The 26,421-nt window shown below is 73.4% G+C and carries 17 protein-coding genes and 2 pseudogenes; 10 read left to right on the top strand and 9 right to left on the bottom strand.

The annotated features are described in order from the left end of the window. The 4 genes from ACSUPV_RS30470 to ACSUPV_RS30455 are packed head-to-tail and all read left to right on the top strand — an operon-like array spanning window position 1 to window position 3,345. The gene (locus tag ACSUPV_RS30470; RefSeq protein ID WP_037757139.1) at window positions 1-747 is read left to right on the top strand and encodes an enoyl-CoA hydratase family protein; all 747 of its coding nucleotides are present in this window, start codon (window positions 1-3) and stop codon (window positions 745-747) included. Beyond that, window positions 744-1,580, top strand: a complete 837-nt coding sequence (locus tag ACSUPV_RS30465; RefSeq protein ID WP_037757140.1) for a CoA transferase subunit A — start codon at window positions 744-746, stop codon at window positions 1,578-1,580. Before ACSUPV_RS30470 ends, ACSUPV_RS30465 begins: the two co-directional genes overlap by 4 nt. Next, the gene (locus ACSUPV_RS30460) at window positions 1,577-2,296 is read left to right on the top strand and encodes a CoA-transferase subunit beta (RefSeq protein ID WP_359791043.1); all 720 of its coding nucleotides are present in this window, start codon (window positions 1,577-1,579) and stop codon (window positions 2,294-2,296) included. Before ACSUPV_RS30465 ends, ACSUPV_RS30460 begins: the two co-directional genes overlap by 4 nt. Continuing rightward, a complete protein-coding gene (locus ACSUPV_RS30455) occupies window positions 2,293-3,345 on the top strand; it encodes an NAD(P)H-dependent flavin oxidoreductase (protein WP_436948937.1) in 1,053 nt (350 codons plus the stop codon). Before ACSUPV_RS30460 ends, ACSUPV_RS30455 begins: the two co-directional genes overlap by 4 nt. Here the strand turns inward: ACSUPV_RS30455 and ACSUPV_RS30450 are convergent. Genes ACSUPV_RS30450 through ACSUPV_RS30440 form a run of 3 tightly spaced genes read right to left on the bottom strand, consistent with a single transcriptional unit; the run spans window position 3,329 to window position 5,952 of the window. Further along, on the bottom strand, window positions 3,329-4,486 hold the full coding sequence (locus tag ACSUPV_RS30450) for an acetyl-CoA C-acetyltransferase (RefSeq protein WP_037757144.1): 1,158 nt from the start codon (window positions 4,484-4,486) through the stop codon (window positions 3,329-3,331). The genes ACSUPV_RS30455 and ACSUPV_RS30450 overlap by 17 nt on opposite strands. Before the next feature lie 23 nt (window positions 4,487-4,509). Beyond that, the gene (locus ACSUPV_RS30445; protein WP_031115672.1) at window positions 4,510-5,148 is read right to left on the bottom strand and encodes a TetR/AcrR family transcriptional regulator; all 639 of its coding nucleotides are present in this window, start codon (window positions 5,146-5,148) and stop codon (window positions 4,510-4,512) included. A 15-nt stretch (window positions 5,149-5,163) separates the two neighbouring features. After that, complete coding sequence (locus ACSUPV_RS30440) at window positions 5,164-5,952, bottom strand: SDR family oxidoreductase (protein WP_031115673.1); 789 nt, start codon at window positions 5,950-5,952, stop codon at window positions 5,164-5,166. A gap of 49 nt (window positions 5,953-6,001) precedes the next feature. On the opposite strand from ACSUPV_RS30440, the gene ACSUPV_RS30435 reads away from it, so the two are divergent. From ACSUPV_RS30435 to ACSUPV_RS30425, 3 genes and pseudogenes are all read left to right on the top strand, one after another. Further along, a complete protein-coding gene (locus ACSUPV_RS30435; RefSeq protein ID WP_436948936.1) occupies window positions 6,002-7,141 on the top strand; it encodes an acyl-CoA dehydrogenase family protein in 1,140 nt (379 codons plus the stop codon). 101 nt (window positions 7,142-7,242) lie between these two features. After that, window positions 7,243-7,624 (top strand): annotated as a pseudogene (locus ACSUPV_RS30430) (acyl-CoA dehydrogenase family protein); the annotation flags it as partial. Window positions 7,625-7,971: 347 nt separating this feature from the next. Continuing rightward, window positions 7,972-8,559 (top strand): annotated as a pseudogene (locus ACSUPV_RS30425) (acyl-CoA dehydrogenase family protein); the annotation flags it as partial. Here the strand turns inward: ACSUPV_RS30425 and qcrB are convergent. The 3 genes from qcrB to ACSUPV_RS30410 all read right to left on the bottom strand — a co-directional run bounded on the left by qcrB (window position 8,534) and on the right by ACSUPV_RS30410 (window position 11,838). Further along, window positions 8,534-10,189, bottom strand: a complete 1,656-nt coding sequence (gene qcrB, locus ACSUPV_RS30420) for a cytochrome bc1 complex cytochrome b subunit (RefSeq protein WP_436948935.1) — start codon at window positions 10,187-10,189, stop codon at window positions 8,534-8,536. The pseudogene ACSUPV_RS30425 and the gene qcrB overlap by 26 nt on opposite strands. A gap of 188 nt (window positions 10,190-10,377) precedes the next feature. Further along, window positions 10,378-11,094, bottom strand: coding sequence for a vWA domain-containing protein (locus tag ACSUPV_RS30415; protein ID WP_037757150.1), 717 nt, complete (start codon window positions 11,092-11,094; stop codon window positions 10,378-10,380). 12 nt (window positions 11,095-11,106) lie between these two features. After that, entirely contained in the window at window positions 11,107-11,838 is a 732-nt protein-coding gene (locus tag ACSUPV_RS30410) for an ABC transporter ATP-binding protein (RefSeq protein WP_031115679.1), read from the bottom strand. Between the two features lie 138 nt (window positions 11,839-11,976). Here ACSUPV_RS30410 and ACSUPV_RS30405 point away from each other — a divergent pair, with 138 nt between their 5' ends. The 3 genes from ACSUPV_RS30405 to ACSUPV_RS30395 are packed head-to-tail and all read left to right on the top strand — an operon-like array spanning window position 11,977 to window position 19,037. Then, window positions 11,977-15,300, top strand: coding sequence for an FtsX-like permease family protein (locus ACSUPV_RS30405; protein WP_436948934.1), 3,324 nt, complete (start codon window positions 11,977-11,979; stop codon window positions 15,298-15,300). 21 nt (window positions 15,301-15,321) lie between these two features. Beyond that, a complete protein-coding gene (locus tag ACSUPV_RS30400) occupies window positions 15,322-18,054 on the top strand; it encodes an ABC transporter permease (protein WP_436948933.1) in 2,733 nt (910 codons plus the stop codon). Further along, window positions 18,051-19,037: an ABC transporter ATP-binding protein gene (locus tag ACSUPV_RS30395; protein ID WP_436948932.1), complete on the top strand. Its 987-nt coding sequence runs from the start codon at window positions 18,051-18,053 to the stop codon at window positions 19,035-19,037. The genes ACSUPV_RS30400 and ACSUPV_RS30395 overlap by 4 nt, the downstream gene beginning before the upstream one ends. A gap of 120 nt (window positions 19,038-19,157) precedes the next feature. On the opposite strand, the gene ACSUPV_RS30390 is transcribed toward ACSUPV_RS30395, so the two are convergent. The 3 genes from ACSUPV_RS30390 to ACSUPV_RS30380 form a co-directional block, all read right to left on the bottom strand. Further along, entirely contained in the window at window positions 19,158-20,621 is a 1,464-nt protein-coding gene (locus ACSUPV_RS30390) for a glutamate synthase subunit beta (RefSeq protein ID WP_031115686.1), read from the bottom strand. Then, window positions 20,614-25,218 (bottom strand): glutamate synthase large subunit, encoded by a 4,605-nt coding sequence (gltB, locus tag ACSUPV_RS30385; protein WP_436948931.1) that lies wholly within the window; start codon window positions 25,216-25,218, stop codon window positions 20,614-20,616. Before gltB ends, ACSUPV_RS30390 begins: the two co-directional genes overlap by 8 nt. Window positions 25,219-25,600: 382 nt before the next feature. Then, on the bottom strand, window positions 25,601-26,332 hold the full coding sequence (locus ACSUPV_RS30380; RefSeq protein ID WP_031115689.1) for a VIT1/CCC1 transporter family protein: 732 nt from the start codon (window positions 26,330-26,332) through the stop codon (window positions 25,601-25,603). Window positions 26,333-26,421: the final 89 nt, after the last annotated feature.

Raw genomic sequence — 26,421 nt, 5'->3', positions numbered from 1 at the left:
ATGGGTGTCTCCACCTCGTGCGGGGAAAAGGGCATCGCCGTCGTCACGGTCGACTTCCCGCCGGTGAACGCCCTGCCGGTGGCCGGCTGGTTCGCCCTGGCCGACGCGGTGCGCGCGGCGGGGCGCGACCCGGAGGTCCGCTGCGTGGTGCTGGCGGCGCAGGGGCGCGGGTTCAACGCGGGCGTGGACATCAAGGAGCTCCAGAGGGACGGGAACAGCGCGCTGATCGGCGTCAACCAGGCCTGCGCGGAGGCCTTCGCGGCGGTGTACGAGTGCGAGGTGCCGGTCGTGGCGGCGGTGCAGGGTTTCTGTCTGGGCGGCGGCGTCGGCCTGGTGGGGAACGCGGACGCGATCGTGGCGAGCGAGGACGCGGCGTTCGGGCTGCCGGAGCTGGACCGGGGCGCCCTGGGCGCGGCCACGCACCTGGCCCGGCTGGTCCCGCAGCACCTGATGCGGGCCCTGTACTACACGGCGCGCACGGCGAGCGCGGCCGAGTTGCACGCGCACGGCTCGGTGTGGCGGGTGGTGCCGCGCGGGGAACTGCGCGCGGCGGCCCTGGAACTGGCCCGGGAGATCGCCGCCAAGGACGGCCGGCTGCTCCGTCTGGCGAAGGCCGCGCTCAACGGCATCGACCCGGTCGACGTGCGCCGCAGCTACCGCTTCGAGCAGGGCTTCACCTTCGAGGCGGGCCTGAGCGGAGTGGGCGAGCGGGTGCGGGCCGGCTTCGGGAAGGAGGGGCGTGAATGAGCGACAAGACGATGACCGCCGACGAGGTCGTCTCCCGGCTGCGCAGCGGCATGACCCTCGGCATCGGCGGCTGGGGCTCGCGCCGCAAGCCGATGGCCCTGGTGAGAGCGGTGCTCCGGTCGGGGCTCACCGATCTCACGGTGGTCTCCTACGGCGGTCCGGACGTGGGTCTGCTGGCCGCCGCCGGGCGGATCCGGGAACTGGTCACGGCCTTCGTCACCCTCGACTCGATCCCCCTGGAGCCGCACTACCGCGCGGCCCGCGAGCGGGGCGCCTTCGCGCTGAGGGAGGTCGACGAGGCGATGTTCATGTGGGGGCTGCACGCGGCGGCGAACCGGCTGCCGTTCCTGCCGGTGCGGGCCGGGCTCGGCTCGGACGTGATGCGGGTCAACCCCGGCCTGCGCACGGTCACCTCGCCGTACGAGGACGGGGAGACGTTCGTGGCGATGCCCGCCCTGCGGCTCGACGCCGCCCTGGTGCACGTCAACCGCGCCGACCGGTCGGGCAACGGGCAGTACCTGGGCCCCGACCCGTACTTCGACGACCTGTTCTGCGCGGCGGCCGACACGGCGTACCTGAGCTGCGAGCGGATCGTCGACACGGCCGAGCTGACGAAGGCGGCCCCGCCGCAGACCCTGCTGATCAAGCGGCACACGGTCACCGGTGTCGTCGAGGCCCCGAACGGCGCGCACTTCACGTCCTGCGCGCCCGACTACGGCCGGGACGAGGCCTTCCAGAAGACGTACGCGACCACGCCCTGGCCGGAGTTCGCGGCCCGGTTCCTCGCCGGGGACGAGCAGGCGTACCAGTCGGCCGTCCGGGAGGGGACATGACCGGGGCCACCCGCGCCGAGTACTGCGTGATCGCCTGCGCCGAGGCCTGGCGGGGCGACGGGGAGGTGCTGGCCAGCCCCATGGGCCTGATCCCCTCCCTCGGCGCCCGGCTGGCCCGGCTCACCTTCGCGCCGGACCTGCTGCTGACCGACGGCGAGGCGATGCTCGTCCGCCCGGACGGGACACCGGAGGGCTGGCTGCCGTACCGGCAGCACCTGGCCCTGGTCACCGGCGGGCGGCGGCACGTGATGATGGGCGCGAGCCAGATCGACCGGTTCGGCAACCAGAACATCTCGTGCATCGGCGCCTGGGAGCGGCCGCGGCGGCAGCTGCTCGGGGTGCGCGGCGCCCCCGTCAACACCCTCAACAACCCGACCAGTTACTGGATCCCGAGGCACTCCCGGCGGGTCTTCGTGGAGCGGGTCGACCTGGTCTGCGGCGTCGGGTACGACCGTGCGGCCGGGGCGCGGTACCACCGCGTCCCGCGGGTCGTCTCCGACCTGGGCGTCTTCGACTTCGCCACGTCCGACCGGTCGATGCGGCTGGCGTCGCTGCACCCGGGGGTCACGGTGGAGCAGGTCAGGGAGGCGACGGGATTCGAGCTGGCCGTCCCGGAGGAGGTGCCGCCGACCCGCGAGCCGACCGCGCGGGAGCTCCGGCTGATCCGGGAGGTCCTGGACCCGGCCGGCACCCGGGCCGGGGAGGTCGCCGCGTGAGGGAGACGCCGCTGACCCGGCTCATCGGCGTCCGCCATCCGATCGTGCAGACCGGGATGGGCTGGGTGGCCGGCCCCCGCCTGGTCTCCGCCACGGCGAACGCGGGCGCCCTCGGCATCCTGGCCTCCGCGACGATGACGCTCGACCAGTTGCGCGCCGCCGTACGGGAGGTCCGGGGGCGCACCGACCAGCCGTTCGGGGTGAACCTGCGCGCCGACGCCGCCGACGCGGGTGACCGGGTGCGGATCCTCGTCGAGGAGGGCGTCCGGGTCGCTTCTTTCGCCCTGGCCCCGTCCCGGGAGCTGATCGGCGAGCTCAAGGAGGCGGGCGTGGTCGTCATGCCGACGGTGGGGGCGCGGCGGCATGCGGAGAAGGTCGCGGCGTGGGGTGCGGACGCGGTGGTCGTGCAGGGCGCGGAGGGCGGCGGGCACACAGGCGAGGTGGCCACGACCGTACTGCTGCCGCAGGTGGTGGACGCGGTGCGGATCCCGGTCGTCGCGGCGGGCGGGTTCTGCGACGGGCGGGGACTGGTCGCGGCTCTGGCCTACGGGGCGGCGGGCGTGGCGATGGGCACGCGGTTCCTGCTGACGTCGGACTCGACCGTGCCGGACGCGGTGAAGGCGCGGTATCTGGCGGCGAGCGTGCGGGACGTGACGGTGACCAGGGCGGTGGACGGGCTGCCGCACCGCATGCTCCGCACGGAGCTGGTGGACGCGCTGGAGCGGTCCGGGCGGGGACGGGCGCTGGTGCGGGCGTTGCGGCACGCCTCCGGTTTCCGCGGGCTCTCGGGGCTGACCTGGCGGCGGATGGTCCGCGACGGGCTCGCCCTCAAGCACGGCAAGGACCTCTCCTGGTCTCAGGTGCTGCTCGCCGCGAACACGCCGATGCTGCTGAAGGCCGCGATGGTGGACGGCCGTACGGACCTGGGCGTGATGGCGTCCGGGCAGGTCGCCGGGGTGATCGACGACCTGCCGTCGTGCGCGGAGCTGGTGGAGCGGATCATGCGGGAGGCCGACGAGACGCTGGCCCGGCTCAGAGCCGTTCGATGATCGTCACATTGGCCTGGCCGCCGCCCTCGCACATGGTCTGCAGGCCGAACCGGCCGCCGGTGCGCTCCAGCTCGTGCAACAGCGTGGTCATCAGCTTCACGCCCGTGGCGCCGAGGGGGTGGCCCAGGGCGATGGCCCCGCCGTTGACGTTGACCCGCTCCGGGTCGGCGCCGGTCTCCTTCAGCCAGGCCAGGACGACCGGGGCGAACGCCTCGTTGATCTCGACGAGGTCGATGTCGTCGATGGTCAGGCCGGTCTTCTTCAGGGCGTGGGCGGTGGCCGGGATCGGGGCGGTGAGCATGCGGATCGGGTCCTCGCCGCGCACCGAGAGGTGGTGGACGCGCGCGCGTGGCGTGAGGCCGTGGTCGCGCACGGCCCGCTCGGAGGCCAGCAGCATCGCCGCCGCCCCGTCGGAGACCTGCGAGGAGCAGGCGGCGGTGATCGTGCCGCCGTCGAGGACCGGCTTGAGCGCGGCCATCTTCTCCAGGGAGGTGTCCCGGCGCGGGCCCTCGTCGGCCGTGACCTCGCCGTAGGGCACGGTCTCGCGGACGAAGCGGCCCTCGTCGATCGCCCGCAGCGCCCGCCGGTGGGAGCGCAGGGCGAACTCCTCCTGGTCCGTTCGGCCGATCCCCCACTTCGCGGCGATCATCTCCGCGCCCACGAACTGGTTGACGGGCTTGTCCCCGTAGCGGGCGCGCCAGCCGACGCTGCCCGCGAACGGGCCCTGCGTCAGCCCGAGCGGCTCGGCGGCCTGCCGGGTGGCGAAGGCGATGGGGATCATCGACATGTTCTGCACCCCGCCGGCGACCACCAGGTCCTGCGTGCCGGACAGGACGGCCTGCGCGGCGAAGTGCACGGCCTGTTGCGAGGAGCCGCACTGCCGGTCGACGGTGACGCCCGGCACCTCCTCGGGCAGCCCCGCCGCCAGCCAGCAGGTCCGCGCGATGTCCCCGGCCTGCGGCCCCACGGTGTCCAGACAGCCGAGGATGACGTCCTCCACGGCGGCCGGATCGGCGCCCGTGCGGCTCATCAGCTCCTTGAGGACGTGCGCGCCGAGGTCGGCCGGGTGGACCGCGCTCAGCCCTCCCCCGCGCCGCCCGACGGGCGTCCGCACCGCTTCGACGATGTAGGCCTCGGCCATGGCAACTCCCTGCTGTCTGGGGGTTATTCGCGTACGGCGATCCCGTCCAGCACCATCGACAGGTACTGCCGGGCGATCTCGTCCGGGCTGTGCTGTCCGCCCGGCCGGTACCAGGAGGCGGCGACCCACACCGTGTCGCGCACGAACCGGTAGGTGAGCCGGACGTCCAGGTCGGCGCGGAAGGCCCGCTCGGCGACGCCGCGCTCCAGCGTGGACAGCCAGGCCTCCTCGAACCTGCGCTGCGACTCGGCGAGGAACGCGAACCGCTCCTGCGCCACCAGCTGCCTGCTCTCCTTCTGGTAGATCGCGACGGCCGCCCGATGCCGGTCGATCTCCCGGAACGACTCGGTGACCAGGGCCTGAAGCGTCTCGCGCGGCCCCAGCCCCGCGCCCAGGACGGTGTCGTAGCCGTCCCACAGCTCATCGAGGAAGGTGCGCAGGATCTCCTCCAGCATCGACTCCTTGGAGTCGAAGTGGTAGTAGAGGCTGCCGGCGAGCATCCCCGCGTGGTCCGCGATCTTGCGGACGGTGGTGGCGTTGTAGCCCTGCTCGGCGAAGACCTCGGCGGCGGTGGAGAGGAGTTCGCCGCGGCGATCGCCGGGGGTGGCGGTCGCGGCGGGCTCGGTCGCGGTCACCTGGGGGTTCTTCTTCGTTGGAGGCACGCGTCCATTGTCGTCCTAGGGGTGCCTGCTGCTGACGGAGACCACTTCTCCGGTCATGTAGGAGGAGTAGCCGGAGGCGAGGAACACGATCACGTTCGCCACCTCCCAGGGTTCGGCGTGGCGCCCGTAGGCCTCGCGGGCGGTCAGCTCGGTGAGCAGCTCCGGGGTCGTCACCTTCACCAGGTGCGGGTGCAGGGCGAGGCTGGGTGCCACGGCGTTGACCCGCACCCCGTAGGCGGCGGCCTCGACCGCCGCGCACCGGGTCAGCGCCATCACGCCCGCCTTCGCGGCGGCGTAGTGGGCCTGTCCGGCCTGGGCGCGCCAGCCGACGACCGAGGCGTTGTTCACGATCACGCCGCCGCCGGTGTCCCGCATGCGGCGCAGGGCGGCGCGGGTGCACCGGAACGTGCCGTTCAGCGTCACGTCCAGGACGCGGGACCACTGGTCGTCGGTCATGTCGACCAGTTCGGCGGTGCCGCCGAGGCCGGCGTTGTTGACGACGACGTCAAGGCGTCCGTGGTCCCGCACGGCAGTGTCGAAGAGGGCGCCGACCTGCGTCTCGTCGGTGACGTCGCAGGGCACGGCGGAGACCGGGCCGGTGCCGAACTCACCGGCCAGCTCCGCCTCGTACTCCTTGAGCCGCCGCACGTGCGCGTCGCTGATCAGCACGCGGGCGCCCTCCTCCAGGAGGCGCCGCGCCGTGGCCCCGCCGATGCCCGCGCCGGCCGCCGCGGTGACGACGGCGGTCCGCCCTTCCAGCAGGCCGTGACCGGGCACGTACGACGGACTCTCGACGTCTGTCATGGGCTCACGCTAACCTACCAAACACTTGTTAGGGAAGGAGGGGGCGGTCGTGGACCTGGCGTTCTCCCCGGCGGACGAGGCGTTCCGCACCGAGGTGCGCGTGTGGCTGCACGCGCACGTGCCGCGTGAACCGCTGCCCTCCCTGGAGACCGAGGAGGGCTTCGCCGCGCACCGCGCCTGGGAGGCGGTGCTGGCCGCGGACCGCTGGTCGGTGGTCGACTGGCCGTCCGAGTACGGCGGGCGGGACGCGGGGCTCGTGCATTGGCTGCTCTTCGAGGAGGAGTACTACGCGGCGGGCGCGCCGGGCCGGGTCGGTCAGAACGGCATCCATCTGCTCGCCCCGACCCTCTTCGCGCACGGCACCGAGGAACAGCGGGCCCGGGTGCTCCCTCCGATGGCCTGCGGTGAGGTGGTGTGGGCGCAGGCCTGGTCGGAGCCGGAAGCCGGTTCGGACCTGGCGTCGCTGCGGGCGAGGGCCGTGCGCGTGGACGGGGGCTGGCGCCTGAGCGGGCAGAAGACCTGGTCCTCGCGGGCCGCGTTCGCCGACCGCGCGTTCGGCCTGTTCCGCAGCGATCCGGACGCGCCGAAGCCCCACCAGGGCCTGACGTACCTGATGTTCGGGCTGCGGGATCCTGGTGTCACGGTCCGCCCGATCGCCCGGCTCGACGGCAAGCCGGCGTTCGCCGAGCTGTTCCTGGACGAGGTCTTCGTGCCCGACGAGGACGTGATCGGCGCACCGGGCCAGGGCTGGCGGATCGCGATGTCGACAGCGGGGAACGAACGCGGGCTGATGCTCCGCTCCCCCGGCCGTTTCCTCGCCTCCGCGCGGCGGCTGGCCGGGTTGTGGCGGGAGCGGGGCGGCCCGGTGACCGCGCGGGACCGGGTGGCCGACGCGTTGATCGGTGCCCGCGCCTACCAGCTGTTCACGTACGCGGCGGCCTCCCGCTTCCTGGACGGCGAGGCCGTCGGCCCGGAGTCGAGCCTGAACAAGGTCTTCTGGTCCGAACTGGACCTGGCGCTGCACGAGACGGCCCTCGACCTCCTCGGCCCGGAGGGCGAACTGGCCGGCACGGACTGGGCGGAGCGGTACGTCTTCGCGCTGGCCGGTCCCCTTTACGCGGGGACGAACGAGATCCAGCGCGACATCATCGCCGAACGGCTGCTCGGCCTGCCGAAAGGGCGCCGCTGATGCCGGGGGCTCTGCGGGGGCCGGGGATCTCGCTGCCGCCTGGGGCGCCGCAGGTCTCACCCCGAGCGGCTGACCCGGCTCACACCGAAGGAGCACCGCTGATGCGCTTCCTCCTCGATGCCGAGCAGCGCGCCTTCGCCGCGTCGCTGGACGCCCTGCTGACGGCGGCGGACACACCGGCCGTGGTGCGGGAGTGGAGCCGGGGCGACCACGCGAGCGGGCGGGCGCTGTGGTCCCGGCTCGCGGAGGCGGGCGTGTTCGCGCTGGCGGTGCCGGAGGCGTACGAAGGGCTGGGGCCGCGGCCCGTGGACCTGGCCGTCGCCTTCGTGGAGCTGGGCCGTCACGCGGTACCCGGGCCCCTGGTCGAGACGGTCACGGCGGCGGTGCTGCTGACGGGCTCCGACCCGGGCACCGCGAAGCGGCTGCTGCCGGGGCTGGCGAGCGGGGAGACGGTGGCGACGGTGACACCACCGGGTCCGGCCGCATCCGTAACGGAACAACCACCAGGGCCGACCGGGACGGTGCCGGAACAACCACCCGGCCTGGCAGAGACCCTGCCGGAACAACCACCTGGCCCGGCAGGGACCGTGCCCGAACATCCACCGGGGCCGACCGGGACCCTGCCCGAACAACCACCGGGGCCGACCGAGACCGTGCCGGAACAGCCACCCGGCCCGGCGACCGTGCCCGAACAACCACCGGGGCCGGCAGAGACCCTGCCCGAACAACCACCCGGCCCGGCCACGACCCTGCCCGAACAACCACCGGAGCCGACCGAAGCCGTGCCGGCTCAGCCACCGGTCGGCACGCGCGCCCCGGGTCTTCCTCAGGGCTCCTATGCCCTCGACGGCGACGCCGCCACCCTCCGGCTCTCCTGGGAACCCGACGGTGTCCGCCTCTCTCCCGGCCACGGCCCCGCCCGGGCCTCGCTGGACCCAGCCCGTCGCCTGACGCCCCTCACCCCCGGTGGTGAACTCCTCGCCGCCCCCTCGCACGCCGCCCTCTCCTGGGCCCGCCTCGCCACCGCCGCGCAGGCCCTCGGCGTGGGCCTGGCGCTCCTCGACCGGACCGCCGATCACGTCAAGCGGCGTCACCAGTTCGGCGTGCCCGTCGGCTCGTTCCAGGCCGTCAAGCACCGACTGGCCGACGCGAAGATCGCCCTGGAGTTCGCGCGCCCCCTGGTCTTCGGCGCCGCGCTGACCCTGGACCCGGCCGACGTCGCCGCCGCCAAGGTCACCGCGTGCGAGGCCGCGTACACCACCGCCCTGACGGCGCTGCGCCTGCACGGCGCGATCGGCTACACCGCGGAGTTCGACCTGTCGCTGTGGCTGACCAAGGCCCGGGCCCTGCGCACCGCCTGGGGTACTCCCGAGGAGTGCCGGGCCCTGGTCGTCAGTGCCGGTGATCTCCGCTGGTGATCTCCCGGTACTCCTCCACCGTCGGCTTCTCGATCCGCGCGTCGGGCCCGAACATGGCGTGCGCGAGCCGGGCGCGCAGCCGCTCGGACCACTTGACCTTGCGGCGTACCCCGCCCGCGTCGACCTCGGGCCCGACCTCGTACGGCGGGTTCTGCTCGTGCTGGGTGAGGGTGAACAGCTCGGCCTGCGCCAGGGGCTCGTGCACCTCGATGTACTCGCCGGTCGGCAGCCGTTTGATGGTGCCGGTCTCCCTGCCGTGCAGGACCTTGGCGCGGTCGCGGCGCTGGAGCCCCATGCAGATCTTCTTCGTGACGATGAAGGCGACGACCGGCAGCACGAACACGCCGATCCGCACGAACCAGGTGATCACGTTGATGGACAGGTGCAGATGGGTGGCGACGATGTCGTTGCCGCCGCCGATCAGCAGCACCACGTACAGGGTCAGCCAGGCCACGCCGAGGCCGGTGCGCACGGGCACGTTGCGCGGCCGGTCCAGGATGTGGTGCTCGCGCTTGTCGCCGGTGATCCACGCCTCGATGAAGGGGTAGGCGCCGAGGGCGAGCATGACCAGCGGGAAGAGCGCGAAGGGGATGAACACGCCCAGGACCAGCGTGTGGCCCCAGAGGTTGATCTCCCATCCCGGCATCACCCGGATCAGGCCCTCGGAGAAGCCGAGGTACCAGTCGGGTTGGGCGCCGGTGGTGACCAGGTCCGGGCGGTAGGGGCCGAAGGCCCACACGGGGTTGATCTGGGCGATCGCGCCCGTCACCGTCAGCACGCCGAAGACGAGGAAGAAGAAGCCGCCCGCCTTCGCCATGTAGACCGGCAGGAAGGGCATCCCGACCACCGACCGCTCCTTGCGTCCGGGCCCCGGGAACTGGGTGTGCTTGTGGTAGAAGACCAGGATCAGATGGGCCGTCACCAGGCCCAGCATGATCCCGGGCAGCAGCAGCACATGGACGGGGAAGAGGCGCGAGATGATGTCGTCGCCCGGGAACTCCCCGCCGAACAGGAAGAACGCCACGTACGTCCCGACGATGGGGATCGACAGGATCGCGCCGTGCGCGAAGCGCAGGCCGGTGCCGGACAGCAGGTCGTCGGGGAGGGAGTAGCCGGTCAGGCCCGTGATGATGCCGAGCATCAGCAGGGTCCAGCCGAAGACCCAGTTGAGTTCGCGGGGCTTGCGGAAGGCGCCCGTGAAGAACACCCGCATCATGTGCACCATCATGCCGGTGATGAAGACCAGCGCCGCCCAGTGGTGGATCTGCCGGATCAGCAGCCCGCCCCGCACGTCGAAGCTGATGTCCAGCGTGGACTCGAACGCCCTGGACATGAGCACGCCGTTCAGCTCCGTGTAGGAGCCGTGGTAGACGACCTCCTGCATGCTCGGCTCGAAGAACAGGGTGAGGTAGACGCCGGTGAGGATCAGAACGATGAAGCTGTAGAGGGAGACCTCGCCCAGCATGAAGGACCAGTGGTCCGGGAAGACCTTGCGCATGTTGGCCTTGGCCAGCGCGTAGAGACCGAGCCGCCCGTCCGCCCAGTCGGCGAGCTTCTCGCCCTTGCCCGCGGGAGGTTTCCTGCGAGCGGAGGCCGTCCCGTATACCCGTCGTGCGCCGTCGTCGCCCATACGTCGTCGCCTCCCCGTCGGATCCTTCCCAGCGTGGCACGGCTCCAGGACCACGCCAACGGGGCGAGGGAGCGGCTAGGCCAAGGGGGCGAGCAGGCGTCGAGGAGTCCCTGTTCCTTGTAGGGGCGCGGCAGCCGGACTGGGCGCGGCCCCGTACCCCTCACGGAGGGCCGGCTCAAGCGCCTGATTCACACGATCCCCCGGGCCCGCGCGGCCACGAGCCACTTCGGGAACTCCCCCACCAGCCGGTCGTACAGCTCGGCGTCCGAGACCTCGCGCGGGTCCTCGCCCGCGTGGAAGAACCCGGCGTTGTCGACGACCCGCTTGTCCGGCACGGCCAGCTCGTCCAGCTTGCGCAGGAAGTCGAACTGCTTGCCGCTCGGGTCGCCGAAGCCGATGAACTGCCAGAACAGCGGGAGCTTCGCCGCCTTGCACAGATACCGTTCGGCGGCGAGCTTGTTGAGGGGCCCGCCGTCGGTCTGGAACACGACCAGGGCGGGCTCGGTCGTGCCGCTGTCGAGGTAGTGGTCGATGACGGCGTCCATCGCCAGGTGGTAGCTGGTCTTCCCCATGTGCCCGAGCCCGGCCACGATCCGGTCGATCCGCCCCTGGTGATCGGCCAGGGCGATCTCGGTCTCGGCGTCGACGTCGGTGGAGAAGAACACGACCGGTACCGTGCCGTCGTCGTCGAGGTGCGCCGACAGTCCGAGCACCCGGTCGGCCAGGGCCTGCACGCTGCCGTCCTTGTAGTACGGCTTCATGGAGCCGGAGTAGTCGACGACCAGGTAGACCGCGGCGCGCAGCCCGTCCAGCCCGTGCTTGGTGAGGGACACCCCGGCGCTCTTGTAGAGGTTCACCAGCGCGGGAGCGGTCTCCTGGACCTTGGTGAGACTGATCGCGGCCATGGCCTCACTCTCTCACCCTTCGACGACCACTCCGTCGCTCAGTTCCAGCACCCGGTCGGCCAGGCCGAGGAGTTGGGGGTCGTGGGTGGCGACGAGGGCGGTGACGCCCTCGCTGCGGACGACGGCCCGCAGCAGCTCCATCACCGCCAGACCGGTGGCGGCGTCGAGCTGGCCGGTCGGCTCGTCGGCGAGCAGCAGGGACGGGCGGTTGGCGAGCGCCCGGGCGATGGCGACGCGCTGCTGCTGTCCGCCGGAGAGTTCGGCGGGCCGCTGCGCCTCATGGCCGGCGAGGCCCACCAGGGCCAGCAGCAGCGCCACCCGCTCCTCGCGTTCGCGGGGCTCGGCCCGGCGCAGCCGCAGCGGCACGCCCACGTTCTCGGCGGCGGTGAGGATGGGGATCAGCCCGAAGGACTGGAAGACGAAACCGATCCGGTCGCGGCGCAGTTCCAGCAGTTCGCTCTCGCCCAGCGCCGACAGGTCCGTGCCGTCCACGACGACCCGGCCGCGCTGCGGGGAGTCGAGGCCGCCGATCAGCTGCAGCAGCGTCGACTTGCCGGAGCCCGAGCGGCCCTTGAGGGCGACCAGTTCACCGCGCCGGACGGCGAAGGTGGCCCCGCGCAGCGCGTGCACGGCCGCGGCTCCCGTGCCGTAGGAATGGTGCAGGTCCTCCACGCGCAGCATCGGCTCGTCGGACGCGTCGTCGGCGAGGGCGGCACCGGACCCCGGACTGGTGTTCTCGGTCATCATCGCATCCCATACGGAACCGGTCCGGACGGTCAAGAGCTGAACAACCCGGGTTCGAACGCATGTGCCGTGCCGGTAAGTACGTGATATGCATGCCGAGTTGGGAGAACAGTGGCTCGGCCATCGGGTGGGGGAAGAGTGACGGGCTTACTGCTGCTGCGCCTGCGCGCGCACCGGCTGCTGCTCACGGCCGCCCTGCTCGCCGTCCTGCTGACCACCTCGGTGCTCGCCGCTCTGACGGCCTTCTCCGGCTCCGTCGGGGACGCGGCGCTGCGCGGCACCCTGAGCGGCCGGGCCGCGGCCTCGGCCTCCCTCGTCGTCGAGGCGGACGTGCCCCGGGAGCGGCGGGACGCGGCCCAGCGGGCCGTGGTGCGCGGGGCGCGGGAGGCGTTCGGCGGGCTGCCGGTGACCGTGCGGAGGCTGGAGCGGTCCGGGCCGTACGCGCTGCCCCGGTCGCTGCAGAGCGCCGACGCCCGCGCCGGGGAACCCGATCTCACGCACCTGGCCGCCCTGGACCGGTCACGGATCAGGCTGGTCTCCGGCGCCCTGCCGGGCCCGGCCCCCGCCGCCCGCACGGCCGCCGTGCCCGTCGCGCTGCCCGAGGCGGCCGCCGAGAAGCTGCGGCTGCGGCCCGGGGCGCAGGTCACGCTCACCGACCGGCTGGGCGGCGAGCCCCTCCGGGTGCGGGTGACCGGCGTGTACCGGGCGGCCGACAGCTCCGATCCCTACTGGCAGGCGGACACGCTCGGCGGCCAGGGGGTGCGCACCGTCGCCTTCACCACGTACGGGCCGCTGCTGGCCGACACGTCCGTGCTCGCCTCCGAGGACAGTACGGGCTGGGTGGCGACGGCCGACTACCGGACGTTCACCACCGACGGCATGGGCGCGCTCCGCGCGGCGGCCGTCCGCGCGGCCGGGGCGCTGCGCGAGGACCCGGCGCTCGGCGGTGACGCGGATGTGCGCACCGGGCTGCCCGAGGTGCTCGACCGGACCGGGCGGACCCTGCTGGTGTCCCGGTCTACGCTGCTGATCGTCTCCGTGCAGCTGGTGCTGCTCGCCGGGTACGCGCTGCTGCTGGTGGCGCGGCTGCTGGGCAGTGAACGGGCGGGCGAGACCGAGCTGCTGCGGGCCAGGGGCGCGTCGCGCGGCCGGATCACCGGTCTCGCCGCGCTGGAGGCGCTGCTGCTGGCGGTCCCCGCCGCGGTCTGTGCCGCGCTGCTGTCCGGGCCGCTGGCCCGGCTGCTGGCCCGGTGGTCCTCGCTCGACCGGATCGGGCTGCGGCTGGACACCGCCCCGTCGGGCGGGGTCTGGCTGGCCGCGGCCGGGGTGGCGGCGGCGTGCGCCGTGGCGGTCGTGGCGCCCGCGCTGGCGGCGACGGCCGGTACGACGGTACGGCTGCGGCGCGTGCGCGCCGCCACGTCGGCCGCGCCCGTGCGCGCCGGAGCCGATGTCGGGCTGCTGCTGATCGCGGGTGTGGCGTACTGGCAGCTGGAACGGCAGACCGACGCGACCGGCGGCGGGGTGCTCAGCCGGGACCGGGCCGGGGAGCTCGGCATCGATCCGCTGCTGGTCGCGGCGCCCGCGCTGGCGCTGCTGGCCGGCACGGTGCTGACGCTGCGTCTGCTGCCGCTGCTGGCCCGGCTCGCCGAGCGGCGGTCGGCGAGGGGGCGCGGGCTGCCGGCGGCGCTGGCGGGCTGGCAGTTCAGCCGGCGCCCGCTGCGCGGGGCGGGCCCGGTGCTGCTGCTGGTCATCGCCGTGGCGACGGGGATGCTGGCGATCGGGCACGGCGCCTCCTGGGACCGGTCGCAGGACGACCAGGCCGACTTCCGGACGGGCGCCGCCGTCCGGGTCCTCGACCACCGGCCGGGCAGCCCCGGCCAGACAGGTCTGTACGCCGCGCTGCCCGGGGCCCGGGACGCCGCCCCCGCGCACCGCACCACCCTGGCCCTCTCCGGCGACCGCGAGGCGACGGTCCTCGCCCTGGACACGGCCCACGCCCGGGACGACATGCTGATGCGCGGCGATCTCGCCGACGAGCCCCCGGCCGCGCTGCTGCGGGCACTGGCGCCGCCCGCGCGGGACGACGACCGGGCGGTGCGGCTCCCCGACGGCACCCGGCGGATCGCCCTCGACGTGCGGATCGCCGACGAGCGCTCCCGCACGGGGCGCTCCCCCTCCGGCCGCGCGCCCCTGATCACGGTGGTCGTCGAGGACCGGTACGGCATCGCGTACCGGCTGGGCGCCGGGAGCGTCCCGGTGGACGGCCGGGTCCACCGGGCCACGCTCGACCTGGACGTGACGGCGACGGGCCGCCGTGCCGCCCCGGCCGGACCGCTGCGGCTGACCGGGCTGCAACTCGACGACACCTCCCCCACCGTCCGTCCCGAACACCACCGGTTCACCGTCGAACGGCTGCTCGCCACCGGCCGCGACGGCGCCGCGCGGACCGTCCCGGCGCCCGCCGGGACCCGCTGGCGGGGCGACCGGTCCGTCACGGAGAACGGCGAGGTCGTCACCCGTTCGGCCACCGAGCCGGCCGTGTCGGGCACCGCGCCGCTGACCGTGGCGTACGGCACCGGCGCCGACCCCGACGGGAACGAGGGAGCCTCGCGGATCTACACCCTCCGCGTCGCCACCACCGGGGCCGGGGCACCGCGCGACCTCTCGGCCGTCGCCACCCGGGACTTCCTGCGGGCGGCGGGGGCCGGGCCGGGCGACACCATCGACGTACCGCTGTCCGGGGAGCAGCTGCGGGTGCGGATCGTGCGGTCGGTCGCGGAGTTGCCGACCACCGCCGCGGGCCTGGACGGGGAGGCCCTGGACGGCGGGGCGCTGCTGCTCGATCTGCGGGCCGTCGACGCCGTGCTGGCGCAGCGGGCCGGTGCGCCGCTCGTCCCCACCGAGTGGTGGGTGAGCGCCGCTCCCGGCAAGGCCGCCGAGGTCGTGGCGGCGCTGCGGGCGCGCCCCGACCTCGAACCGCAGCAGGTGCTGGTGCGGGACGAGACCGCGGCCGAGCTGCTGCGGGATCCGCTCGGCGCCGGGCCACGTTCGGCGCTGACGGCGGTGGCGGTGGCCGCCGTGGCCCTGGCCGCCGGCGGGTTCGCGGTGAGCGCCGCCGGGGCGCGCAGGGAGCGGGCCGCGGAGTTCGCGGTGCTGCGTGCCCTGGGCACGCCCCGCCGGGATCTCGCCCGGCTCGTCGCGACGGAGCAGAGCCTGCTCATCGGCGCCGGTCTGCTCGCCGGGCTGGGTCTGGGCACCGTCCTGACCCGGGCCGTCGTGCCGCTGATCGTGCTGAGTTCCTCGGCCGCGCGGCCGGCCCCGCCCGTCCTCGTCGAACTCCCGGTGGCGCGGGTGGCCCTGCTCCTCGCGGGGGTGGCCGCCCCGCTGCTGCTGATCACCGTCGCGTCGGCGCTGCGCCGCGCCGAGCCGGCGGTCGCGCTCCGCCATCAGGGAGAGGACTGAGCCATCAGGGGAAGGACTGAGATGCCGCCGAACGCGCAGGGCGCGCCGTGGGTGCGGACCCGGCTGCGGACCGCGCCCTGGGCCGCCGTCGCCTTCGGTGTGCTGGTGCTGGTCACGGCGTTCCTCGCGGCCGTCCTGCCCCGGGCCGTCGAGGCGTACGAGACGGAGGGGCTGCGCGAGGCCGTCGCCGAGGCCTCCCCCGAGTCCACCGTGCTGGAGCTGAAGGCGCCGCCACCCGGTCTCGAACGGCCGGAGGCGGCCCGGGCGGACGCGGTCCGGCCGGAGGCCCTCGCGGCGGTCGACGCCCAGGCGAAGGCGCTGCTGCCCGGGCCGCTGCGGGCGGACCCGGCCGAGTCGGCGTACGGGGTGCGGACCGGGAAGAGCCTGGAGGCCCTGGACGCCTCGCTGCCCCGGCCGGACGGGCTGCCGCCGCGGTTCACTCTGCTCGCGCAGTCGGGAGCGGCCGGCCACGCCACCGTGCGGGAGGGGCGGCTGCCCACCGCCGGCGCGGTGACCGGGGACACCAGGTCGGTGGAGGGCGCCGTGACCAGCGAGACCGCCCGCACGCTGCGGCTGCGGGCCGGCTCCACGCTCAGCCTGGCCGGCTTCCCGGACGGGCCGCTGACCGTGCGGATCACCGGCGTCCTCGAACCCCGCCACCCGCAGCGGAGTTACTGGTCCGCCGAACCGGTCCTGCGCACCCCGGCCCTGGCCACCACCTCCGGCCGGCCGCCGCAGTTCTACTGGGAGGCGGGTGTCCTGCTGGCGCCCGGGGCCGCGCCGGCGCTGCTCGGCGGCCAGGGCGAGCCGGAGAAGTACTGGCGCATCGCGCCCGCGACCGGGCGGCTCACCGGGGCGGACACCTCGGCGCTCGTCGCGGCGGTCGCGTCCCTGGAGGACGGGCCCGGGCTGGTGCGGATGCGCGGGGCCGCCGGTCCGACGGCGCAGCTGTCCACCGGTCTGGAGCAGGTGATCGGCGCCTACGCCGAGACCCGGGAGGCGATCACGCCCGTGGTCGCCGTCGCGGCCTTCGGGATCGCCGCGGTCGCCGTCGTCGTCCTGGTCATGGCCGGTGGCCTCGCCGCCGCCCGCCGCGACGCCGAACTCGCCCTGCTGCGGGCCCGGGGCGGCTCCCTGCGCGGCATCGGCGGGCGGCTGCTGGCCGAGACCGCGGTGGCGGCGGTGCCCGCGGCGGCCTGCGGCCTGCTGCTCGCCCTGCTGGTGGTGGACGAGGGCCCGCCGCTGCCCGCCGTGCTCGGGGCGGGCGCCGTGGCCCTGCTCGCCTGTGCCGCGCTGCCGGTGCGCGCGGTCGTGGCGCACCGCAGGCCGCGGGCGCACCGGGAGCGCGACGACCTCGCCCACGCCCGGCCCGGCGCGCGCCGCACGGTCGCCGAACTGACCGCGCTGGTGCTGGCCGTCGGCTCGGTGGCGGCGCTGCGCCGCCGCGGTACCGAGGGGTCGGGCGATGTGCTGGTGAGCGCCGCTCCGGTGCTCGTCGGGGTGGTCGCCGCGCTGGTCCTGGTGCGGCTGTACCCGCTGCCGCTGCGGTGGGCCGCCGGTCCGGCCGGGCGGCTGCGCGGCCTGGTCGGGTTCCTGTCGCTGGCCCGTGCGGGCCGCTCCCCGGCGGCGGTCGCCGTGCTGCCCCTGCTCGCCCTGCTGACCGCCCTGACGATGGCTGCGTTCGGAGGGTCCGTGCTGACCGGCGTGGCGGACGCCCGGGACCGGGCCGCGCTGCTGGAGACGGGCGCGGACGCGCGGATCGACACCACCGACGGCGGCCCGCTCCCCGCGGAACTGGCGCGAGCGGTACGGGGTGTTGCGGGCGTGCGGCAGGTCACGGCCGTGCGGTTCACGTTCGCCGGGGAGCGCCCCTCCGACGAGACGCGGTCGCTGACCGTGGTCGGGGTCGAGCCGGGGGCCTACGCGGACGTGGCCCGGCGGATGGGGCTCGGGGGTTTCCCGGCCGGCCGGCTGGGCGCCGGGGGCGGGGTCCTGGACGCCGTCGCCTCCCCCGGGGTCGCCGAGCGGCTCGGGCGGGCACCGCGCCGGATCGTCACGGACGACGGGCCCGTCACGGTACGGATCACCGCCGTCCGCCCCCGCACCCCGGCCGTCCCCGCGGGCGAGTTCCTGCTGGTCGACGCGGCGGGACTGAAGGGCCCCGGCGGTCCCACGACCCTGCTGGCCGCCGGTGCCGGGCTCGACGCGCACGCGCTGCGGGCGGCCGTGCGCGGCACCGGGTCCGCCCTCTCCGTGACCCTGCGCGGCGAGGAACGGGCGGCGCTGTCCGACTCGCCGTTGCAGACGGGCGCCGAACGGATCTACGTCTGGGCCGTCGTCGCGGGCGCCGGGTACGCCGTGCTCGCCCTGGTGCTCGGCCTGCTGCGGTCGGCGCCGGAACGGGCCGCGCTGCTGGCCCGGCTGCGCACCCTGGGTCTGACGACCCGCCAGGGGCGCCGGCTGCTCGGCCTGGAGGCGCTGCCCCAGGCGCTCCTCGCGGCCGGCGGGGGCATGGCCGTCGGCTGGGCCACGGTACGGCTGCTCGCCCCCGGCGTCGACCTGGACCGGCTCGCCCTGGCCGACGCGTCCGGCGGCGAGGTGCCGGGCGGTGCCGTGCTGCGGGCGGACGTGTGGTCGCTGGCCGTCCCGGCCGGGGTCACGGTACTGCTGGCGGCGGCGGTGGCCGTCGCACAGGCCTGGTGGGCGGGGCGCCGGACACCGATCACTCACCTCAGGGCAGGAGACATGCGATGAGCGGTACGACGGAGTCGCTCGCGGAACTGGAGCGGCGGGCGGCGCACCACCGCGACCGGCCGGCGTACGGGCACGACGCCCTGATCGCCTGCGACCGGCTGGTGCGGATCTTCGCCAAGCGCGGCGGCGGTGACGCCGTGGAGGTGCAGGCGCTCCAGGGGCTCGATCTGCTGGTGCGCGAGGGCGAGTTGATGGCGCTGGTGGGGGCGTCCGGCAGCGGCAAGTCGACCCTGATGAGCATCCTCGCGGGCCTGGACGTGCCCACCGCGGGCGCCGCGAAGGTCGCGGGCCACGATCTGCTGGCGATGGACGCCAAGGCGCGGCTGCGGTACCGGCGCGAGGTGGTCGGCTTCGTCTGGCAGCAGACGGCCCGCAATCTGCTGCCGTATCTGACGGCGGCGCAGAACGTGGCGCTGCCCATGCAGCTGGCGGGGCGCTCCCGGAGGGAACGGGCCGGACGGGCGGAGGAGTTGCTCGCCCTGCTGGGCGTCGCCGACTGCCGGGACCGGCGTCCGCAGCAGATGTCCGGTGGCCAGCAGCAGCGTGTCGCGATCGCCGTCGCCCTCGCCAACGCCCCCGCCGTCCTGCTCGCCGACGAGCCGACCGGCGAGCTGGACTCGGCGACCGGGCAGCAGGTCTTCGCGGCGTTCCGCCGGGCCAACGAGGAGCTGGGCACGACGATCGTCATCGTCACGCACGACCAGGCGGTGTCCGGCGAGGTCCGGCGCACGGTCGCGATCCGCGACGGCCGCACCTCCACGGAGGTGCTGCGCCGCACGGAGGTCGACGAGGCGGGCCGGGAGTCCCTGGTGGCACGCGAGTACGCGATGCTGGACCGCGCGGGCCGCCTGCAGCTGCCGGCCGAGTACACGGCGGCCCTGGGCATGCGGGACCGGGTGCTGCTGGAGCTGGAGGAGGACCACGTCCAGGTGTGGCCGGACGGGAACGGGCCCGGGAACAGGAGCGGGAACGGGCCCGGCTGAGGGCATGCGACGGCGCCTGCCCGTTCGTCCGGTCGGGGACAAGGGGCAGGCGCCGTCTGGTGTTCCGTACGCCGTTGTACGGGACGTCTTTTCGAGGGCCTGTCAGACCATCAGGGCCTGTCAGACCATCAGGGCCCGGTCCGTCGGACGGATCGGCGCCGGCAGCTCGCTGGCGCCCGTGAGGTGGCGGTCCACCCCGCGCGCCGCCGAGCGGCCCTCGGCGATCGCCCACACGATGAGCGACTGGCCGCGGCCGGCGTCACCGGCGACGAACACGCCCGGCACGTTGGTCTGGAAGTCGGCGTCGCGGGCGATGTTGCCGCGCTCGTCGAGCTCCAGGCCGAACTGCTCGACCAGGCCGTTCTCCCGGTCGGTGCCGGTGAAGCCCATGGCGAGGGTGACCAGCTGGGCGGGGATCTTGCGCTCGGTGCCCGGCTTCGGGGTCAGCCTGCCGTCGATGAACTCCACCTCGGTGAGGTGCAGCCACTGGACGTTGCCGTCCTCGTCGCCCTCGAAGTGGGTCGTCGAGACGGAGTAGACGCGCTCGCCGCCCTCCTCGTGGGCCGAGGTGACCTTGTACAGCATGGGGAAGGTCGGCCAGGGCTGGTTGATCGGGTGCCGCTCGTCGTTCGGGCGGGGCATGATCTCCAGCTGCGTGACGGAGGCCGCGCCCTGGCGGTGGGCGGTGCCCACGCAGTCCGCGCCGGTGTCGCCGCCGCCGATGACCACGACGTGCTTGCCCTCGGCCGAGATGGGGGGCGCCACGAAGTCGCCCTCCTGGACCTTGTTGGCCAGGGGCAGGTACTCCATGGCCTGGTAGATGCCCTTGAGCTCGCGGCCGGGCACCGGCAGGTCGCGGGCCGTGGTCGCGCCGACGGCCAGGACGACCGCGTCGTAGCGCTTCTTCAGGTCCGTGGCCTTCAGGTCGCGGCCGATCTCGATGCCCGTGCGGAAGCGGGTGCCCTCCGCGCGCATCTGCTCGATGCGGCGGTTGATGTGCCGCTTCTCCATCTTGAACTCGGGGATGCCGTACCGGAGGAGGCCTCCGATGCGGTCCGCGCGCTCGTAGACGGCGACGGTGTGGCCGGCGCGGGTCAGCTGCTGGGCGGCGGCGAGGCCGGCCGGGCCCGAGCCGATGACCGCGACCGTCTTGCCGGACAGGCGCTCCGGGATCTGCGGGGCGACGTCCCCGGTCTCCCACGCCTTGTCGATGATCGAGACCTCGACGTTCTTGATGGTGACCGGCGGCTGGTTGATGCCGAGCACACACGCCGACTCGCACGGGGCCGGGCACAGGCGGCCCGTGAACTCCGGGAAGTTGTTCGTCGCGTGCAGCCGCTCCGACGCCGCGCCCCAGTCCTCGCGGTACGCGTAGTCGTTCCACTCGGGGATGAGGTTCCCCAGCGGGCAGCCGTTGTGGCAGAACGGGATGCCGCAGTCCATGCAGCGGCTGGCCTGCTTGCTGATGATGGGCAGCAGGGAGCCGGGGACGTAGACCTCGTTCCAGTCCTTGACGCGCTCCTCGACGGGGCGGGACTTGGCGACCTCGCGCCCGTGGTTCAGGAAGCCCTTCGGGTCAGCCATTGATCGCCGCCTCCATCATCTTCTCGTGGGTCTCGGTCTCGGAGAGACCGGCTCGCTCGGCGGCGTCCTTGGCGGCGAGCACTGCCTTGTACGTGCTGGGGATGATCTTGCTGAAGCGCTCGACGGCGGTGTCCCACTCGGCCAGGAGCTTCTCGGCGACGGTGGATCCCGTCTCCTCCTGGTGGCGGCGGACCACGTCGTGCAGCCACTGCTTGTCGGTGTCGTCCAGCGCCTCGATCGCGTCGAGGTTGCCCGCGTTGACGTTGTCCCGGTCGAGGTCGATCACGTAGGCGATGCCGCCGGACATGCCGGCCGCGAAGTTGCGGCCGGTCTCGCCGAGCACCACCGCGTGACCGCCGGTCATGTACTCGCAGCCGTGGTCGCCCACGCCCTCGGAGACGACCGTCGCGCCGGAGTTGCGGACGCAGAACCGCTCACCGGTCTTGCCGCGCAGGAACATCTCGCCGCCGGTGGCGCCGTAGCCGATGGTGTTGCCGGCGATGACGCTGTACTCGGCGAGGTGGTCGGCCGCGCGGTCCGGGCGGACGATGATCCGGCCGCCGGAGAGGCCCTTGCCCACGTAGTCGTTGGCGTCGCCCTCCAGGCGCAGCGTGACGCCGCGCGGCACGAACGCGCCGAAGGACTGGCCGGCCGAGCCGGTGAAGGTGATGTCGATGGTGTCGTCGGGCAGGCCCGCGCCGCCGAACTTCTTCGTCACCTCGTGGCCGAGCATGGTGCCGACCGTGCGGTTGATGTTGCGGATCTGCACCTGGGCGCGGACCGGCTGGGCCTCGGTGGCGTCCGAGGCGGCCAGGGCGTCCGCCGCCAGCTTGATCAGCTGGTTGTCGAGCGCCTTCTCCAGGCCGTGGTCCTGTGCGATCAGCTGGTGGCGCACCGCGCCCTCGGGCAGCTCGGGCACGTGGAACAGCGGCTCCAGGTCCAGGCCCTGCGCCTTCCAGTGGTTCACCGCGCGGGTGACGTCGAGGGCCTCGGCGTGGCCGACGGCCTCCTCGATGGAGCGGAAGCCCAGCTCGGCGAGGATCTCGCGGACCTCTTCGGCGATGTACTGGAAGAAGTTCACGACGTACTCGGCCTTGCCGTTGTACCGCTCGCGCAGCACCGGGTTCTGCGTGGCGATGCCGACCGGGCAGGTGTCCAGGTGGCAGACGCGCATCATGACGCAGCCGGAGACGACGAGCGGCGCGGTCGCGAAACCGAACTCCTCGGCGCCGAGCAGCGCGGCGATGACCACGTCGCGGCCGGTCTTCAGCTGGCCGTCGGTCTGCACGACGATCCGGTCGCGCAGGCCGTTGAGCAGCAGCGTCTGCTGGGTCTCGGCGAGGCCGAGCTCCCAGGGACCGCCCGCGTGCTTCAGGGACGTCAGCGGGGAGGCACCCGTACCACCGTCGTGACCCGAGATCAGGACGACGTCCGCGTGCGCCTTGGACACACCGGCCGCGACCGTGCCGACGCCGACCTCGGAGACCAGCTTGACGTGAATCCGCGCCTGCGGGTTCGCGTTCTTCAGGTCGTGGATCAGCTGGGCCAGGTCCTCGATGGAGTAGATGTCGTGGTGCGGGGGCGGCGAGATGAGGCCGACGCCCGGCGTCGAGTGCCGCGTCTTGGCGACCCACGGGTAGACCTTGTGGCCGGGCAGCTGGCCGCCCTCGCCGGGCTTGGCGCCCTGGGCCATCTTGATCTGGATGTCGTCGGAGTTGACGAGGTACTCGGAGGTCACGCCGAAGCGGCCGGAGGCGACCTGCTTGATGGACGACCGGCGGGCCGGGTCGTACAGGCGCTCCGGGTCCTCGCCGCCCTCACCGGTGTTGGACTTGCCGCCCAGCTGGTTCATGGCGATGGCGAGCGTCTCGTGCGCCTCCTGCGAGATGGAGCCGTACGACATGGCGCCGGTGGAGAAGCGCTTGACGATCTCGGAGACCGGCTCGACCTCGTCGATCGGGATGGGCTTCCGGTCGGACTTGAAGCCGAACAGGCCGCGCAGCGTCATCAGGCGCTCGGACTGCTCGTTCACGCGCTCGGTGTACTTCTTGAAGATGTCGTAGCGGCCGGAGCGCGTGGAGTGCTGGAGGCGGAAGACCGTCTCCGGGTCGAACAGGTGCGGCTCGCCCTCGCGGCGCCACTGGTACTCGCCGCCTATCTCCAGCGCGCGGTGCGCCGGGGCGATGCCGGAGGCCGGGTAGGCCTTGGCGTGCCGGGCGGCGACCTCCTTGGCGATGACGTCGATGCCGACGCCGCCGATCTTGGTGGCCGTGCCGTTGAAGTACTTCTCGACGAAGGCCTCGTCGAGACCGACGGCCTCGAAGACCTGGGCGCCGCGGTAGGAGGCGACGGTCGAGATGCCCATCTTGGACATGACCTTCAGCACGCCCTTGCCGAGGGCGTAGATGAGGTTGCGGATGGCCTTCTCGGGCTCGACGCCGGGCAGGAACGTGCCGGCGCGGACCAGGTCCTCGACGGACTCCATCGCCAGGTACGGGTTGACGGCGGCGGCGCCGTAGCCGATGAGCAGGGCGACGTGGTGGACCTCGCGGACGTCGCCGGCCTCGACCAGCAGGCCCACCTGGGTGCGCTGCTTGGTGCGGATGAGGTGGTGGTGGACGGCCGCGGTGAGCAGCAGCGACGGGATCGGCGCGTGCTCGGCGTCGGAGTGGCGGTCCGACAGGACGATCAGGCGGGCGCCGTTGTCGATGGCGGCGTCGGCCTCGGCGCAGATCTCCTCGATCCGCGCGGCCAGCGCGTCACCGCCGCCGTGCACCCGGTACAGGCCGGACAGGGTCGCGGCCTTGAAGCCGGGCATGTCGCCGTCGGCGTTGATGTGGATGAGCTTGGCCAGCTCGTCGTTGTCGATGACCGGGAAGGGCAGCACGACGCTGCGGCAGGAGGCCGCGTTCGGCTCCAGCAGGTTGCCCTGCGGACCCAGTGACGAGCGCAGGGAGGTGACCAGCTCCTCGCGGATGGCGTCCAGCGGCGGGTTGGTGACCTGCGCGAACAGCTGCGTGAAGTAGTCGAAGAGCAGCCGCGGGCGGTCCGACAGCGCGGCGATCGGCGAGTCCGTGCCCATCGAGCCGATCGGCTCGGCACCGGCCTTGGCCATCGGCGCGAGGATGACGCGCAGCTCCTCCTCGGTGTAGCCGAAGGTCTGCTGGCGGCGGGTGACCGAGGCGTGGGTGTGGACGATGTGCTCGCGCTCGGGCAGGTCGCCCAGCTCGATCTCGCCGGCCTCCAGCCACTCCGCGTACGGGTTCTCGGCGGCGAGCTCGGCCTTGATCTCGTCGTCCTCGATGATGCGGTGCTCGGCGGTGTCGACGAGGAACATGCGGCCGGGCTGCAGGCGGCCCTTGCGGACGACCTTGGCGGGGTCGATGTCCAGGACGCCGACCTCGGAGCCGAGGACGACCAGGCCGTCGTCGGTGACCCAGTAGCGGCCGGGGCGCAGGCCGTTGCGGTCGAGGACCGCGCCGACCTGGGTGCCGTCGGTGAAGGTGACACAGGCCGGGCCGTCCCAGGGCTCCATCATCGTGGAGTGGTACTGGTAGAAGGCGCGCCGGGCCGGGTCCATGGAGTCGTGGTTCTCCCACGCCTCCGGGATCATCATCAGCACGGAGTGCGGCAGCGAACGGCCGCCCAGGTGCAGCAGCTCCAGGACCTCGTCGAAGGAGGCGGAGTCGGAGGCGTCCGGGGTGCAGATCGGGAAGATCCGCTCCAGGTCGTCGCGGCCGCCGAAGAGGTCGGAGACGAGCTGCGACTCGCGGGCCACCATCCAGTTGCGGTTGCCCTTGACGGTGTTGATCTCGCCGTTGTGCGCGACGAAGCGGTACGGGTGGGCCAGCGGCCACGACGGGAACGTGTTCGTCGAGAACCGGGAGTGCACGAGTGCGATCGCGGAGGCGAAGCGGCGGTCGGACAGGTCCGGGAAGAAGGGCTCCAGCTGGCCGGTGGTCAGCATGCCCTTGTAGACGATGGTCCGCGCGGACAGCGACGGGAAGTACACGCCGGCCTCGCGCTCGGCGCGCTTGCGCAGCACGAAGGCCTTGCGGTCGAGGGCGATACCCGTAGCGGGCACGGCGGTGCCGTCGCTGACGAAGATCTGCCGGAAGACCGGCATGGTCGACCGGGCGGTGGCGCCCAGCAGCTGCGGAGCGACCGGCACCTCGCGCCAGCCGAGGACGGTCAGGCCCTCGTCGGCGGCGATCGTCTCGATCTGCGAGACGGCCTCGTCGGCGGAGTCCTCCGGCAGGAAGGCGATGCCGACGGCGTAGGCACCGGCCTCGGGGAGTTCGAATCCGGCCACCTCACGGAAGAAGGCGTCCGGGACCTGCGACAGGATGCCGGCGCCGTCGCCCGAGTCGGGCTCGGAGCCGGTGGCACCGCGGTGTTCGAGGTTGCGCAGGACGGTCAGAGCCTGCTCGACCAGGGTGTGGGACGCCTCGCCGGTGAGGGTGGCGACGAAGCCGACGCCGCAGGCGTCGTGCTCGTTGCGGGGGTCGTACATACCCTGCGCAGCAGGGCGAGCATCCATGAACGACCAGTTCTGGCCATTCGCGGAATGCTGGGACGGCTGGCGCGGCGTACGCATCGGCTCTCCCGTCGTCGTCAGGTGGCATGTGCAAGTGCCGAGGGACGACGTTGGCCCTCGCGTGATCGCAAAATTTCGTGCAGGTTACATGATGGAGCGGTTCTCGGGAACCGGGATAACCCGTTCCAACATGCGGACACCGCTGGCTCGCGGCGGGGGTACCGCGCCCGCGGTGGAAGCTATGGGGGGCCAGCACGGAACGACCGGGTGAGATCGATGCCCGTCGGGCCCGACAGGTGGTAAGGGCGTCTTCGCCCACTCCACTGGGATGCGCGGCGGGCGTCATTGCCCGCAGCGCTTACGGCTCATGCCCCGTGGTTGCAGGTTCGAAACCAGCGAGTAACGGCTACTTATGCGGCCCATCGCATAAGTCGGAGCCGCGCTATCCTACGGCCGTTCCGAACAGCGTGCCCAGGGCGTACGTCACACCGGCCGCGGCACCCCCCAGGAGCAACTGGCGCAACCCGCTGTACCACCAGGTCCGGGCGGTCACCTTGGCCACCACCGCACCGCACAGGAAGAGCCCCAGCAGCGCCAGCAGCACGGCCGGCCACAGGCTGCTCGCCCCCAGCAGATAGGGCAGCACGGGGATCAGCGCGCCCAGCGCGAAGGAGCCGAAGCTCGACACGGCGGCCACGGTGGGCGAGGGCAGATCGGCGGGGTCGATGCCCAGCTCCTCCCGGGCGTGGATCTCCAGCGCCTGCTCGGGATCCTTCGACAGCTGCCGGGCGACCTCGTCGGCCAGCTGCGGCTCGACCCCTCTCGCACGGTAGAGCGCGGCGAGCTCGGCCTCCTCGCACTTCGGGTGCTTCCTCAGCTCGCGCCGCTCCACATCCAGTTCGGCCTCGACGAGCTCGCGCTGCGAGGCGACGGAGGTGTACTCGCCGGCGGCCATGGAGAAGGCACCGGCGGCCAGGCCCGCGAGCCCGCTGAGGACGACGGTGTGCTGACCGACCGCCCCGCCCGCGACACCCGTCATCAGGGCGAGGTTGGAGACGAGGCCGTCCATCGCACCGAACACCGCGGGACGCAGCCAGCCGCCGTTCACGTCCCGGTGGGTGTGGTTGTCCCGGTGCGCCTCGTGCAGCGCCGCCTCGGTCTCGATGATGGCCATGGAAAGAACCCCGCTCCCCTACTTTGGACAAGTTCCAGAGTTTTACAACACCAAAACTACGCCCGGAATTCCGTTCCCGCCAGCAAGGA

This window comes from Streptomyces sp. SudanB52_2052 (assembly GCF_964272415.1).
In the GTDB taxonomy this organism is placed as follows: domain Bacteria; phylum Actinomycetota; class Actinomycetes; order Streptomycetales; family Streptomycetaceae; genus Streptomyces; species Streptomyces olindensis.
Note: the sequence above shows the minus strand (reverse complement) of the source record. Positions and strands in the feature narration are given on the sequence as shown.